8 protein-coding genes are annotated in these 16,102 nt (G+C 47.5%); 2 read left to right on the forward strand and 6 right to left on the reverse strand.

Going from position 1 to position 16,102, the window contains the following annotated elements; all coding sequences use genetic code 11:
• The 6 genes from SB724_RS06735 to fabD form a co-directional block, all read right to left on the reverse strand.
• The coding region (locus SB724_RS06735) for an SDR family NAD(P)-dependent oxidoreductase (protein ID WP_410570559.1) at positions 1-8,828 on the reverse strand (8,828 nt) is incomplete at its 3' end.
• Between the two features lie 39 nt (positions 8,829-8,867).
• Positions 8,868-9,605, reverse strand: coding sequence for an SDR family oxidoreductase (locus tag SB724_RS06740; RefSeq protein ID WP_007408405.1), 738 nt, complete (start codon positions 9,603-9,605; stop codon positions 8,868-8,870).
• A gap of 14 nt (positions 9,606-9,619) precedes the next feature.
• Positions 9,620-10,984: a long-chain fatty acid--CoA ligase gene (locus tag SB724_RS06745; RefSeq protein WP_410570561.1), complete on the reverse strand. Its 1,365-nt coding sequence runs from the start codon at positions 10,982-10,984 to the stop codon at positions 9,620-9,622.
• Positions 10,981-11,253, reverse strand: coding sequence for an acyl carrier protein (locus SB724_RS06750; protein WP_003153264.1), 273 nt, complete (start codon positions 11,251-11,253; stop codon positions 10,981-10,983). The genes SB724_RS06745 and SB724_RS06750 overlap by 4 nt, the downstream gene beginning before the upstream one ends.
• A gap of 24 nt (positions 11,254-11,277) precedes the next feature.
• Positions 11,278-12,258, reverse strand: a complete 981-nt coding sequence (locus SB724_RS06755) for an LnmK family bifunctional acyltransferase/decarboxylase (protein ID WP_265971354.1) — start codon at positions 12,256-12,258, stop codon at positions 11,278-11,280.
• A 40-nt stretch (positions 12,259-12,298) separates the two neighbouring features.
• Positions 12,299-14,557, reverse strand: a complete 2,259-nt coding sequence (gene fabD, locus SB724_RS06760; RefSeq protein ID WP_410561567.1) for an ACP S-malonyltransferase — start codon at positions 14,555-14,557, stop codon at positions 12,299-12,301.
• Positions 14,558-15,291: 734 nt separating this feature from the next.
• On the opposite strand from fabD, the gene loaP reads away from it, so the two are divergent.
• On the forward strand, positions 15,292-15,822 hold the full coding sequence (gene loaP / locus SB724_RS06765; RefSeq protein WP_007612427.1) for an antiterminator LoaP: 531 nt from the start codon (positions 15,292-15,294) through the stop codon (positions 15,820-15,822).
• A gap of 183 nt (positions 15,823-16,005) precedes the next feature.
• Positions 16,006-16,092 (forward strand): hypothetical protein, encoded by an 87-nt coding sequence (locus SB724_RS06770; protein ID WP_410570937.1) that lies wholly within the window; start codon positions 16,006-16,008, stop codon positions 16,090-16,092.
• Positions 16,093-16,102: the final 10 nt, after the last annotated feature.

Here is a 16,102-nt window from a genome sequence, read left to right on the forward strand (position 1 = left end):
GCAGAAAACACCTGCATATCCTGGAGGGCAAACGGCAGAAACGGCCGGCCGGACGCGGAACCGTCTGAGAGCACGAGGCCGATAGAAGCCTGAAGAGCGGCGTCCAGCATGCTTGGATGCAGGATGAACGGCTCCTTTTCCTCGCGGGCGGACGGCGGAAGAGTGAGCTTTGCGAGCACTTCTCCGCTTCCGGCATAGACGGCGTCAAGCGCCTGATGAGACGGTCCGTAGGTGATGCCGAGGCTGTCGAATGCTTCATAGCACTCAGCCTTTGACAAGTGACGACCGCCGCAGCGCGCCTGAACCGCTTCCACATCGAGTACAGGAGCACGCTCCGTCTCTTCGAGCACGGCCTTTCCCTGGAAAAAGACAAGCGGCTCTTCTCCTTCGGCATACGCTTCAAAAGCGATGTCTCCGTTTTCTTCCGGCTGAAGCTTTACATGAAGCGTCACTCCTTCAGAAAGCGCCGTCACCGGCCGGAGCCAAACGATCTGTTTGAGCCGGAGACCCGCTTTCCCGCCCGGCAAGTCTTCAGCGGCAAGTGTAACGGCGGCCCGGGCCATTTCTAAAGCAGCCGCGCCCGGAAGCACCGGTTTTCCATTGACGATATGATCCGCAAAAAACGGTTCATGCCCTGAAAAAACAGAAGTAAAGCGCTGGGCGGTAAAAGTCGATGTATTCGCGTGGAGCAGCGGGTGAAGTCTGGCTGCTTTCTCACTTTCCGCTGAGCCTGTTTTGTCAAGTGACACATCAGCTTTTGTGACCCAATATCGGTCTTTGGCAAAAGGGTAGGCCGGGAGACTGATGCGGCCCGGGTTGCGCTGATAAAGAGCTGACCAATCGACGTCAAGTCCTTTAACCCAAAGGTCAAGCAGCTTTCCGTATTTCCCTTTTTTCAGCCAGGCATTTATAGTAAGCGCCATATCTTCATCAGAAGTGAGCGAAGCCGCCAATGAATGATGTTTGGCTGTCCTGCCCCGCCAGATATGAGCATGGTCGATATTATGATCGTTTGAGAAACTCATAAGCTTCATTTTCAGTTCTTCTATCGACTCGGCCGTAAATGCAAGCCGCTCAGCCATCGGTTCTCTTCCCGTCTGAAGCGTGTAGGCGATCTTGGCCAAATCCCCGTCAGAACGTTTTTTTCTTATGACATCATCCAGAAGCTGGCGGGCGCGCTCTGACAATTGCTGCTCATTTCGCGCTGATAAAATAATAACAGCCGGTTTTTGCGGAGAAACGAGCACGTTTTCCATTGGTTTCAGGCTCTCAGACGGCACATATTCCTGAATGATGACATGTGCGTTTGAACCTCCTGCTCCAAACGAAGAAATGCCGGCAATTCTCGGATATTCCTTCATTTCACCCGTGATATTCAAGACAGGTCGTTTCCATTCCGTTTCTTTTTGCTGTACGAAAAACGGAGTGTGCTCAAACTCAATATTCGGATTCAATTCCGCCGCATGCAATGAAGGGGCAATCCTCTTATGTTTCAATTGCAGAAGCAGTTTGGTGATTCCCGCAATCCCGGCAGCGCTTTCTAAATGTCCGATATTTGATTTAATGGAACCGATGGAACAAAACTGCCTGTCTTCTGTTGTCAGGCGAAAAGCTTTCGTTAAACCGTCGATTTCAATCGGATCACCGAGCGCAGTGCCCGTTCCGTGGGCTTCCAAGTAACTGACCGTTCTCGGGTGAATGTCTGTCCGTTTCAACGTCTCTGCGATCAGATCAAACTGCGCTTTCGGATTCGGCACCATATAAGCGTTTGTCCTGCCTGCTGCGTTCAGCATGCTTCCTTTAATAACGCCGTAAATATGATCGCCGTCTTTCTCCGCTTGAGCAAGCGGCTTTAACACAATCGCCCCTACTCCTTCACCGTCAACAAAACCGTCCGCACTGTCTCCGAAAGATTTGCATTTATCACCGGGAGACAGCATTGAAAAAGCGGACAGCCGCTCATAGTGGGCCGGATCAACGATAAGATTGACTCCGCCGGCAATCGCTGTTTCACTCATTCCGCTCCGCAGGCTTTCTGCGGCGAGATGGACAGCTGTTAAAGAAGAAGAGCATGCTGTATCCACAGCCATACTCGGCCCTTGGAAATTGAACAAAAACGATACTCTGTTTGCGATAGACCAGTCGCTGGGAACTGTCGGGTAATTGCTGTTCATCACACCGACAAAGACTCCGATTTTCCGGCTGTCACAAAGCGTGGCCGGGGTGTACCCCGCATCTTCAATGCTTGAATAAGCAGTCTGCAGAAACAACCTTTCCTGCGGATCCATCCTTTCAGCTTCCGCGGGAGATATACGGAAAAACAGCGGATCAAATTTATCAATGTCATCGAGAAAACCGCCCCATTTTGAATAAATGGACCCCCATTTTCCGCGTTCCTCGTTATAAAACGTTTTCCAGTCCCAGCGATCTTTCGGCACTTCAGTAATAGAATGCCTGCCGGCTTTTACATTTTCCCACAGCTCATCAACGTGATCGGCGCCCGGATATCGGCCTGACAGACCGATGACAGCGATATCCTGGATAGAGGGATCTCCGTTCGTCCTGCTGCCTTCCTCGTTTTGAGGAATCTTGTTTTGTTTTACATTCAGGTTATCTGTGTGATCAGACAGCTGCTCCTCACGCACGCCCATCGCTTTCATAAATGCTCCCCGCTGAGAAAGAAGCAGGTAATCCGCGATTTCTTCTATCGTCTGATATTCAAAAAAGAGGGTGCTGGTCATTTGGTCAAACACGTTACGAAAAGCATTTGTGAGCCTGACGACCAGAATAGAATCCAAACCGTATGCGGTTAAGGAAACCGACGGATCCATTCTCCCGCTCGGAATCTTCAGCGTTTTTCCTATTAATTCCGTCAGATATGTGATGCCCCGTTCTCTTACGTTTGGAATCGGCGCGGCGCTTTCTGCGGGAGCCTGCACCCGTCCGGCGTTTTCGGGATGAGCCCGTCCATTCCCGAATTGCCGCTCGAGCGCTTCTTTACGGGAAGACAGAAAGTAATCAGCAAGCTCATCAATGGTTTGATATTCAAAAAACAAAGTGCTGCTGACAGAACCGAAGACGTCTTTTAACGCGTTGGTCAGTCTGACGACCAGTATGGAATCCAATCCGTATGCGGTTAAAGGTTCATGGGATAAAAGACGATGCGCCGGCACTTTAAGCGCTTCACCGATTACCTTCTTCATCAGTTCAACGCTTTTTTCTCTCAGGCTGAAATGCAAAGTATCATCCGAAAGACCATCTGCGTCATACGGACGGCGCTCCGGCTTCTCTTCTGACGCCTGCGGGAGGGCAAGCCTGACCGTTCCGTCACTTTCAGCCGCTATAATCTGCTGGCCTAAGTCGTGTGCGGCTTCAGCCGGAAACAGAGGATGGACGAAGCCTTCAAGCGAAAGCGCTTCCGCCCAGCCGGACGGCTCAACCCCCGGACAGCCCGGAATCCGTAAATCATGATCCTCATACAGCCACCAGCCTTCAAGAAGGCCGAACGTCACATGGTTGAATATGGTGCGGCTGTTGATCTCATTTATAAACAGCTGGCCGTTTTTTTGCAGCATTGCTTTCGCATGGCGCAGCGCAGAGCGGATATTTTTTGTCGCATGAAGCACATTGGTCGCAATCACTGCGTCATACGTGCCGATGTCCGGCGCTTCTGTTGATACCGGCTGCTCAGCGTTGAATATTTTATAAGTGACATAAGGATATTCCGGACCGAATATGTCTTCCGCATGTAAAAGAAATGCTTTAGAAATATCCGTGAAACAATATTCGGCAATATGCGCTTCATACGGTTTCAATTTTCTCATGACCGCGGCGCTCGTTCCGCCCGTTCCGGCTCCGATTTCTAAAATGCGGATTTTCACCTGCGGGTCTTTTTCCAGACGTTCCTTCAAAACTTCAATCAATGTGTCAGCAAGCTTGTCATTGAAAAAATCAGAAATGATATTATTGCGGTAAATGCCTTCCACAAGACGGAAGGAGGAGTCAGGGAACATCACTTCCGTTGCCGGAAGCTTACCGGTTAAAATGTCTGGAAGCACACGCAATGTCTCTTCTGCCAATCTGACATGCGCCCTCATGTCTTTCTGGCGCAGCCAAGTCTCTTTTTTCCGCTCCCATTCCTCCCACACCTGCCCTAGATCCGTTTTTTCCGGAGCAAGCGCTAATTCAGTCAGGAGGACAAAGCTCTCTTTCAGCCATCTGCTGTATTGTTCCGTTATGCCGGCAGCCGATTGAAATAACGGCAAAGCCTGATCAAGCCCGGCTCCCATCTCATAAAGGGTTGATACAAGCATTTTTTCAATAAGGGATTCCATCTCTCTCATGCAGCTCATGACACTTGATGCTTTTAACCGCTCAGCTTCGTCATTGTGCGTGATGTTAACCGCTAATTGTCCGAGTGCGGAAGGAATCTTTTCCGGATAAACCGTTACTTGTTCTTTCAGATCGTCTTTCATAAAAACCGGATCTGTCGTTTTGATCAGCGCCAGCTGGTCATGAGGTCCGGAAAGCAGGGTTTCCAGCGTTTTCATCGCTTCGGGCGCCTCAATAGAAGCGATTCCGTCCCGCTCCATCCGTTTCCGGTATTGTTCTGAGGCCACGACGCCGACACTTCCCCAAAAGCCCCAATTGACAACTTTTACAGCATACGGCGCTTTCTGTGAGATCCGCTTAGCAAAAGCGTCTTTAAACGTGCACCCGGCGGCATAATTGCTCTGTCCCGGCGCTTTTTGAAACGACATCATCGAAGAGAAAAACAGCAAGAAATCCAGTGGTTCCCCTTCAGCTACCCGGGCAATCTGCAAGCTGACATCAGTTTTTGCAGAAAGTGAAGCGCGGAATTGATCCTCTTCCATATTGGCAAAACTTCGGTCTGATAACACGATGGCGGAATGAATGATTCCGCGGACCTTTCCATTTTCCTTCACAATGGTGTCATACGCCCGTTTGAGAGAGTCATAATCCGCAGCATCCGCGCTGAAATATTGCGGTGCTGGACCTAAAGCTGCGAGTCTTTTCAGCTTTCTTTCAATCTGTATATCTTTTTTCCTTCTCCCGATCCAGACAATTTTCGCCTGATAGGTCTGAATCATATATTCAGTCCATACTTCTCCTATTCCGCCTGCCCCGCCGATAATCACATAAACCCCGCCGTGCCGGTATAATGAAGGCTCATCTGTATGAGGCCGGCAGACGGCCAATTGCTGGCGGTGCCACTGACCTGCACGAAAGACCCACGGATTTCCCTCGGAGTCCGCCGGTAAAGAGAAGACATCGGGAAGATGCCGGTATCCCCTTTGAGATTCCAAATCAAGAAGCCGGATGCTCCAATTGCTGTATTCTTTTGCGAGCGACCCCGCTAATCCGTGTATGCTTGCATGACTCGGATTGACCTCATCATGTTCATGAATCGGCTGTGCTTGAAACGTGCAGATTGTCAATGATAGTTGTTCCGTGTCAAAATTCAGAAGCAGAAGCGCTTTTATCAGCCGGAAAAGCTGCATGACCCCGTGCTCCTGTCCGTCGGCCGTATCCGCATCATAAACGGATGGAACGGGATGATCCGGCGCCGCCCATATCATGTGTTGAAAAGAGCCTTGCGTTTTCAGTGTTTCAGCCATTTGTTCCGCGCTGTCCAAAGAAGTGATGTCCGGAAAACGGACATCGGAATACATCTCTTTCAAAGCCTGCTGAAAATCCGGCCCGGCCCCGATGACGATTATTTTTTCTTCACGCATGAAAGGCATGCCGGTTTCCGGAATGGTGACGGTGTTCCAAACCGGTGTCATAAGCAATTCCGTTTCACGGCTTTTCTTCGGCGTGACGCCGGCTTTTTGGTTAAACCCGGCGCTTTCCTGCACCTCTTTTATGATAAAATCTTTCACTGCCGCCAACAGCACGCCGCGCTCATCACAAATATGCAGATCAAATTGGTGAACGGAGGCCGCTTTTACCTCCGCATGCACAAATACGGTTTTCGCTAACGGTTCAAGCAGCAGTATTTCTCCGAAGGAAAACGGTACGATAAGCGCAGGCTCTTTTTGAAATTGCAGCACATGCGCCATTGCGGTTTGAACAGCGCCATCCATTAAGGACGGATGTAGGATGTACTGTTTAAAATCGGCTTCCAAGTGTGACGGGAGCGTTAATTTGGCCAGTGCTTTCCTTTCTGTATAAGAGAATTCGCGGATGACCTGAAAACTGTGCTTTTGCACGATTCCCGCCTCAGAGAACGAGTGATAGATGTCTTTCGGCTCCGTTCTCTGCGCAAATGGCGCCGGGAGCTGAAAAGCCGGGGCCTCAAAAGACGCTCCTTTTTCTTTACAAATCACTTCTCCTTGCGAAAAGAGGATGCCGTCCGCTCCTTTTTCTTTAATGACATAGCTTATACGCTCTTTTTCCGCTTCAAACTCTATCATGACGGATCTTGGGTCTGTACCTGTCACAATCGGCTCCATGTACCACACACTTTGAAGAGAGACGGCCGGGCGTTCTCCCCACAATCCCGCGCCGTATGCCGCCATTTCCAGATGACAGACTCCGGGAAGCACATATTTTTCGTTCACTAAATGATCTTTAAAGAAATATTCATCCTTGGAAAATATCTTTTGAAACGTTCCTTTCCGGGCGGATGAAACATTCTCATCAAGCAGAGGATGCAGCGCTTCACGCCTTTTGGTATTTTGGGGCTTTTTTGTATACCGCTTTTTTTGATCAGTCAGCCAGGACGTTTCCTTTAAAAACGGATACGTAGGAAGCGGAACTTTCTGATACGGCGTTTCCGGCTTTTTGCAACCTTGAAGGCCTTTCACCCACAGCGCGGCAAATTTCTCAGGATCTGAAACGGACTGACCTGAAACGTCCGGCCGCCCGGGTGACGCTTTTCCGAAGTACATATGCCTGCCGTCGCTGTGACCGCTTACAAATTCGTCCAATCGCTGTTTCAGCTCAGAAAGGGATGATGCAATGACAGCAAGCCGGAAGGAGAAAGGCTCTCTGCCTGACAATAAGGTGGCAGCGATATTTTCCAGACTGTATCCGCCGGCAGAAGGCGAGTTTTCCAATCGGGCAAGAAAGAAGCTCAATTTCCCGGCATATTCTTTCAGCTGCTGTTCGGAATGTGCGCTTAATACGACGGCATGAGGTTTTTGCTCAGTATTCCCGTCCGCTTGCCGTTTTGGCTGATAAGCACCTACGATCAGATGGGCATTAGAGCCTCCTGCGCCGAATGAACTGATTGCGGCGATTCTCGGTTTATCTCCTTCAGCCGGCCACGGCCGATTGTTTCGGACGACATAAAATGGCGAATCAGAAAAAGAAATCTTGCGGTTCAGTTCCTCGGAGTGCAGACTGGCGGGAAGCGTTTCATGTTTCATGCTTAAAAGCACCTTGATTAAACCGGCGATCCCTGCAGCCGCTTCCAAATGTCCGATATTGGATTTCACCGAGCCGATTCCGCAGTCATTTTTCTCATCGGTCTGTTTATCAAATGCCATAGAAAGGCCGCGTATCTCAATCGGATCGCCGAGCGCCGTGCCGGTTCCGTGAGCTTCAATGTAGCTGATATCCGCCGGACTTACCGCGGCTCTGTTTAGAGCGGATAAAATCAGGTCCCGGTGCGCTTCCGGATTCGGCACCGTATACCCGGTCGTTTTGCCGCCGTGATTAGTGGCGGACCCCTTAATGACACCGTAGATGTGGTCTTTGTCCGCAATCGCTTTTTTCAATGGTTTTAACAAAACGGCTCCCGCGCCTTCGCCGGGCACGTAACCGTCTCCGCCTTCACCGAAACTGCGGCATTTTCCTTCAGAAGACAGAAAATGCGATTGGCTTAAAAACATGTATTTTTGCGGATGTAAGCTGAGGTTGACGCCTCCGGCAAGCGCCATTTCACAGTCGCCCGACATAATGGCCTGACAAGCCTGATGGACGGCGACAAGCGATGAAGAACACGCCGTATCAACAGCAATGCTCGGGCCATGGAGATCAAGGAAATAAGAAACCCGGTTCGGAATGCCCCAATATAAGGAGCCGGGGCCTTTGTACTGATCTTTGAGGAAACCTTCTTCGTGTGCAATTAATGAATATTCATTCCAGGTCACTCCGGCGAATACACCAATTTGATCCGTCGGCCTCGCCGCCGGGTTCCCGTAACCGGCATCCTCCATCGCTTCCCAGCAGCACGTGACATACAATTTTTGCTGAGGGTCCATTAAATCAGCTTCCCACGGGGAAACAGAAAAAAACAGCGGGTCAAATTGATCCGGATGATCAATAAAACCTCCCCATTTACTGTATGACGCGTATTCTGCCGTTTTCTCTTCCGAGTAATAAGAGCTGTCCCATCTATCCTCTGGGATTTCGGAGACACAATCTTTATTTTCTATTAAATTGTTCCAAAAATCATGCTGGTTTTCCGCTTTCGGAAACATCCCGCTCATTCCGATAATCGCAATATCAGAGCTCTCATCCGTTGCCGGTTCAGGCACCTTTTCAGCCGCCTGTACAGGAAGCAATTCTTCTTCCTGCCGGCTTCCCGTATCAGGCTCCGTTTCTGTGAATTCAAGAACGCTTTCGGGATTTCGTTTCTGCGCACTTAAAAACTCACTCAATTTCTCAATGTTCGGATATTCAAAAAGCAGCGTTTCAGAAAGACCGGTAAATTCTTTATGCAATATGGTCATGATTTCTTCACTGATGAGAGACGTCACGCCAAGAGTAAAAAAAGCGGTTTTATCTTCCGCTTCGGTCACCTCGGCACCCAGCTTTTGCGCTATTACCGTTCTTAAAAATTCGTTAATACATTTCATGAGGATACCATCCCTTGTACAAAAGAATTTTTCTGTGCTTTAACAAGTTAATCCGCCGTCTATGGCCATTGTCTGTCCGGTCATAAAGGACGATTCAGGAGAAAGCAGGAAACGAACGAGTCCGGTCATATCGTCTGTTTCGCCTAAACGTCCCATCGGCGTCCTTCTGATAATCTGCGATTTTTGTTTTTCCGGCATATTTTTCGTCATATCGGTGTCCACAAAACCGGGCGCAAGTGAATTGACACGGATTCCTTTAGACCCGAGCTCCCTGGCCAGGCTTCGCGTCAAGCCGTCAAGAGCCGCTTTGGATGCGCTGTAGACTGAAGTGCCTTTAAATCCTCTTGAGCCGATAATGGAGCTTATGTTAACGATTGATCCGGAATTTTGTTTCAGCATGACACGGGAAACGTTTCGGGTCAGCTTGATGACTGAACCGATATTCAGATTGAGGATGCGGTCAATGTCTTCATCATTGGTCAGGGGCAGCAGCTGATCAAGGTTCAAACCGGCGTTATTGACCAAGCCGTCTATTCTGGAAAACTTGCGGTATACTTGAAGAACAAACTGTTTCATGGCGGCATCATCCGCCGCATCCGCCGCTTCCCAATAAAAGCGGCCGCGGTACTTTTCACTCTCTCTCAATGTGTTAATAAAATCAGATTCACTGCGGCTGAAAGCGGCTACTTTGTAATCCTCATCCAAAAGCGTCTGTACAATCGCTTTTCCCAGCCCCCGGCTTCCTCCGCTGACGACCGCTACTTTTCCGTTATTCATATTTGCCTCCTGTTTTACACGTTTCTTATTTTTTTAAATCGATCATTAGACAGTTTTCGATCTGTAACAGAGATGATCTGCGGTATCTGATATGGCTGCAGCTTCTGTTTGCAATGAGCTACGGCCCGCTTTCTGAAAGATTTGATATCTTCCTCTTTTTCAAGCACGGCCTCTGCCGCAACAATCTCGCCTGTAATCGGATTTTTTCTGCCTGTTATGAGAACATCCCGGACATTCGGTATCTCCAGAAAGACGCTTTCCACCTCTGCCGGAAACACTTTCTCTCCGCCCACATTAATGATTTCACTCTTTCTTCCGAGAATTCTTATATATTCGCCGTCTGTTTCCACCTGGTCACCGGTGTCATACCAGCCGTCTTCATCGAAAGGTGACGGTGCGTTTAAATAGCCGAGCATCGCCGACTCAGAACGGATCCAAAGCGTGCCTCCGGTAATTTTGGTCTCAGTTCCGGCGCCGCCCACTTTCATCCAAGTGGATTGGCTGTCTTTTGATTTCGTTGAGAAAATCCCCAGTTCAGTTAATCCGTATGTTTGTTTCAGCCGTACATCCGGAAACATCCGGTGGATGCCGCGCAGCGTTGATTGCGGCATCGGCTCTGTGCCGTAAGTGATCAGCCGGAGTGAAGAGAGGTTATAGCCGGCATCCGCCTTGGACATCAGCAGCATGTTTAAAAAGGTCGGGGTGGCGGGGAGCACTTGGACAGCATGTTTGTCGACCGCCTGATAAACGGACTCCGGCGTTCTGCTGTCTGATGTCACGATCGTTCCCCCGTTAAACAGAATCGCAAACAGCGTATTAATGCCGCCGATATGATCTAATTTCAGAAAAATGAGCGTACGCAGCGGTTTTCTCTTCGCCGTTTTATATTTTTCAAGCAGCCGGCCGGCGCTTAACACGGATGCTTTGCTTTTGCCGGAGGTTCCCGATGTGAAAATAATAATGCCTGATTCCCCTCTCTCACGCAGGTCATCAAGCAGAGGGTGAGAGGCGCTTTCAGAACCTTCACGAAGCGTCCAGCTGTCATTTTCATTTATTTCAATGATTTGATTCACTTTCGCGTCTTCAAACATATCGAGATGCTTTTCCCTTGATTCATTGCTGAGAGGGACAACGATATTTCGGTTTAACAAAAGCGCCATCAGCAAAAAAATGGCGTTCGGGGAATAATCCCCGATAAGCGCCACACATTCTCCTTCACGTATTCCGTTTTGTTTAAGTTCTTTCTGAAAAAAGCTGATTCGTGCCAGCAAATCATCATACGTAAAAGTCTGCCCTTTAAAGATGAGAAACTCACTGTCTTGCGTTTCCCTAAGCTTATCAGTCACCCAGCTGATATCTCCCCTGCTTTCTGTTTTCATGATTGAGCACTGTCCATATATTTTTGATAAATATCACAAATGCTGCCGACGGTTGTAATGCTGGAAATCGTTTCTCCTTGGGAAAAAGGATCTACTCCGGTTTCCATCTCCATCTGTGCGACTAATTGAGCGATATCCAGTGATGAGAAGCCCAGATCCTCTATGACTCTCACATCATCTCCCGCTTCGACGGCCCGATATGACTGCTGTTCTTGAATGTCCTGAATGATTTGAGCGATGATCTGCTTCATTTCCTTGGTTTGTTCCATTTGCTTTCAGCTCCATTCTTCATTTTATAAACTTCTGATGACCCGTTTATAATCCGGAATATGATCTTGTGAAGAGGTCGGCACCGCCAGCAGCTTATCCACCTTGGAAATGGCCAGCAATGTATGATTTCTTTTCATATAGACTTCAATCTGATAGCTGATTTTCGCCACTGAGATCATACCGAGGGACTCACCGTGAAAGTCGGGATCGCATTCTTCAATGTGTCCCGTCATATAAATATCAAGCTCTTCATCTGCAAAACAATTTCCGTAATAATACGTCTCTCTTTCGAGCAAAAATAAATGCCGCGCGATTGAAACCGGAAAACCCGGCTTCGACCGGCGCGTCATCCATTCAAATTCCGCCGCATCCATTATCTTGCTGAATTTCGCAAACACCATGGCATGCCCCGGCGCAGCATCCTGATCAACAGGAACCCGATATGAAACGGGGTCTGCTGTTTTGAGGTTGCCCGGCTTCATACCGAAGGCGTCCGTTCTGATTTTCTTTGACCGCATCAGCGCGTAAGGCGGCTTGGCTAGCTTAGAAAGTTCCGTAATGCACTCAGCCTTAGGCGCTGAGACTTTGCGGGTCGAACCTTCTGTTTGTGTGACGTCGACGACAATTAAACTATTGGCTTTCATAGAAGGAAACCGCCCCCGGTCCCACTCGCTTTTATCAGAGCTGACCGCTCCTTTCGGCCCGAACAAATAATCAGATTCTAATATGGTTTCTCCAAACCGGGAGATATCGACTCCGACGGAAACCTCGTCCCATAATCGGTACTGATCAAGAGGCTGATCTGAAGGAACTTTAAGATGTGTCATAAAATAAGCCGGATACAAAATCAGCCCTTGGTGATCGGCCATCTGATCAGGCCGGAATCCCGTTCCGTCCGTTAAATGGTGACTGTGTGCGTTGCCGAATAACAGCAGCAGCGCGTACTCATTCAAATTCCCTAACCCGACATGGCTCATCGTTAATTCATGATTTTCAATCAGCATGGTCTGTCCTCCGCAGAAAAAATGTAATGGCTGGTCATACTCAGCCTGTAATCGATACCAGCCTTTGCGCAAGAAGGCCGGCTGTTTCTTCCATGAGCTGTTTGCCGATCAGATCGACATGCCTGTTTCTCCAATTTTCAAGCGGGGTTCCTTTCACCCACTGATTAAACGCGCCGAGCGCAGGGCCGCAATGGATTTGGTAATCTATTTTACTTTCGCTTTTCCCTTCCAGAGCGAGCCTTGTCGTATGAGAAAAATACCATTTAAATACCATCGCCATTTTGTGTTTCGGATTCTGTTCGGCTTTGGCGATCTGTTCAGGAGATTTATCACGTTTCAGCTGCTCATACACTTCTTCAAAACCGCGCTGGAAATACTTTTCTTCAATTAATGTTTTCGTTTTTTCATCTATTTCATCTAAAGAATTGTATTGTCTGTACAAGTCAAAGAGTTTATTGGCTCTTGCCGGGAAAAACAGTCCTTTTTTCAGCACCTGCACCCTTGCTCCCGCTTCAAACATATCCCCCGCGGGAGCGTATGACGTATCCTGCACGTTCGCTTCCTGAAGCAGATCTTTCACTGAATCACTTGTCCCGGCTTCGACCGTGCATTGATTAATAGAACCGGTTCCGATAAATTCGGCGCCGAGCAGAAACGCCGCAGCAGCCGCTTCCGGAGTGCCGATGCCGCCCGCTGCGCCGATTCTTACTTTTTTCGCATAACCGTGCTTCTCCATCATGCGGTCTCTGAGTCTGATCATGGCAGGCATTAATGTATACGGAATCCCTTGGTCGGTATGCCCTCCTGAATCCGCTTCAACGCAAATGTCATCAGCCATCGGAATTTCTTTTGCAAGCGCCGCTTCCCCGGCTGTCAGCCGATTGTCAGACACAAGTCTTTCCAGCACATGAGCCGGAGCCGGATTCAGAAAGGCCTCAGCGACTTCAGGCCGGGATACTTTCGCGATGATTCTGTTTTGAACTGACACCGATCCGTCATGATTCCTGCTTAATCCCTTTGCCCTGTATATAACGAGAGCGGGGGTTATGCCCATAAATGCCGATGCTTCAATAAGATGAATGCCGTTTTTCAAATATAAATCTATCATTCTGACTTCCTTGTCAGGTGACATCATATGATGAAGAAGATTCATTCCGAATGTTTCCCCTTGCCGCAGTGCAGACCGGATGGTTCCGATGGCCTGTCCGATCCGTTCGATACTCAATCCGCCCGTTCCGAAAAAGCCCAGCATTCCCGCTTTTGCCGCTTTAATGACCATCTGTTCCGAAGCAATTCCCCTGTACATGGAGCCCGTCATGTAAGCATATTGGATGTTATAATCTTTTTTAAAATCTTCGTTCCCTAATCTCATTCCCGCCGTTTTTTGCGAATCAGCTGCCGATACTTTGACATGAGCAGTATCAGACTCTTCTTTCGGCATAGGTAATGGGACGGCATCTTTTTTAATCTGCCGCGTCAGTTTTGTCAGCACTTCCCCGGGCCCGACTTCTGCAATTTCATTATTTTCAATTCCCATCAGACGGCGTATCGTGTCCGTCCACTTTACCTGATTGGTCATTTGCAAAGTCAGATTCGTTTTAATTTCATCATTCTTATAAGGTGCGGCATGAAGATTTGAGATCACCGGAAAACGAAGAGGCAAAAACGCCGTTTCTTCTAAATAATCTGCAAACTCTTTTTCAGCATCTTTCATATAGCGGGAATGGAAGGCGCCGCTTACATTTAAAGGAAGGTACATTCTCACGCCGGCTTTTTCAAAGACGGGGCCCGCTTTTTCAATGTCTTGTTTCGTTCCGGCGATCACAATTTGCGAAGGTGAATTGTGGTTAGCGATATCAATGCCGGTCAGATGATAATCGGATAGAACCTCTTTTACTTGTTCAGCCGTAAACCCCAAAACCGCTGCCATGCCTCCGGGAGCTGCCTTGCTCATGAGCTCCCCTCTTTTTTTTACAAGTTGCAAACCGGTCTCAAAATCAAAGCAGCCGGCCGCAAATAACGCATTATATTCTCCTAAACTGTGCCCTGCGGCGTAATCAGGCTCTCTCCCCGACTCTTTCATTTTCTTTAAATAACTGAGTGCACTCACCGTATATAACGCCGGCTGGGTAAATTGCGTTTTCCCCAGCTGGTGATTCGGATCCTCCAGACACAATTCTTCTATAGAGTAGCCTAATATGTCATCAGCCTGACGTGTCAGATCTTGAAATTCATCAAACAGTCCGGCTCCCATCCCTTTAAATTGAGAACCCTGCCCCGGGAACACAAACGTAAGCATCTTATCCTCATCCTTTCCGCATCGCCAATTTTGTACATCACATGTGGTTCTCCATACAAAAACGTCTCTTATTTCATATATTGACTGGTGTAAACACCGGCATAAAAATAAAAACACAAACGCGTTTGCGATTCAGCACAGGTTTAAAAATCGCAAACGCATTGTGTTTTCCTTTTCTAACATAATTTATATTAAAACATATTACTTGTTTACTGAATGTTTCTCATGACAAGCTGCAGTGCCAATATGCCCGAAAACAGCCATGACGGCACACTTCTCCCTTATCATGTATATGTAGATATATACACTGCAATCATTTTTATAATCCCTATTTCCTCTTCAACGTGCCGAAACAGCGATTGAAATTTAATAGGTGCTTTACATCAATTTAATAAATTTAACAAATAGTTGCTATTTAAAGAGAATAATATCAATTTATAGATAATAATGTCAAGGCTTTATTTCGTTATTTTCTGACATTTATTCCACAGTTTTATATTCGGTGGACAGTCGGCATAATTGTTTCGGGATAAATGTCAGATAATTCCCTGAACCCTTTTCATGTCAAAGAAAATTTCATCGCTTCTCTGTCAATTGGGTCTATACTTATTTTTCATTTTCATATATTATGTAAAAAAAAGATGAATTAGAAAAATTTTTAATCACTTTAAATACTATCCATTAAATACTTTCTTTGTATAATAATTTCTTATTATTCTAAGGAGGATCCAGTCATGAAATGGTACGCACTTTTTGTAGAGTCGGGAAAAGAAGAAGCAGTGCAAAAATTTCTGCGTCTGCAGTTTGATGAGCAGGCTCTCTACTCAATCATACCCAAGAAAAAAGTCACAGAACGAAAAGCCGGAATCAAATACGAGGCACTCAAAAAGATGTTTCCGGGATATGTTCTGTTTAAAACGAAGATGACAGAGCGGACATTTCATAAAATCAAAGAACTCCCCATTTCATGCAGAATCGTGAATAACGGCGCATATTATTCCAAAGAGCGTAAAACCTATTTCACGACAATTAAGGATGAAGAAATCCTCCCTATTATCAGGCTGATCGGAGAAGGAGACATTGTAGATTATTCAAAAGTCTATATTGAAAATTCAAAAGTAACCGTTGCCTCAGGGCCTCTTAAAGGAATGGAAGGGATTATTAAAAAGATCGATAAAAGAAAAAGACGCGCCAAAATCTGCCTGTCTTTTATGGGACTGGACAAAATGGTCAACGTCGGAATTGAAGTGCTCTCCAAACCCTAGCATTTCAAAAAAAGCATCAACAGCATGTGCCGTTGATGCCCTTTTTTATATAAACAGACGAAAGCCCGACATCAAAATAACCCCCCTCACCACCGTCACGGTCAGACTTTTTGTTTTCAAGGCATAGTTGACCTGAAGCCGGGCTGCGCCCATGAGGCAAAATCACATTTAGGGAAAGAATACATTTTAATCAAGAGCGGTGAATTGACGGTTGAGCTTCATGACGAAAAGCATGTGCTGAATTCGGGCGATGCCGCACAGTTATTTTAATTCCTCGGAT

The organism is Bacillus sp. SIMBA_031 (assembly GCF_046535225.1).
In the GTDB taxonomy this organism is placed as follows: Bacteria; Bacillota; Bacilli; order Bacillales; family Bacillaceae; genus Bacillus; species Bacillus velezensis.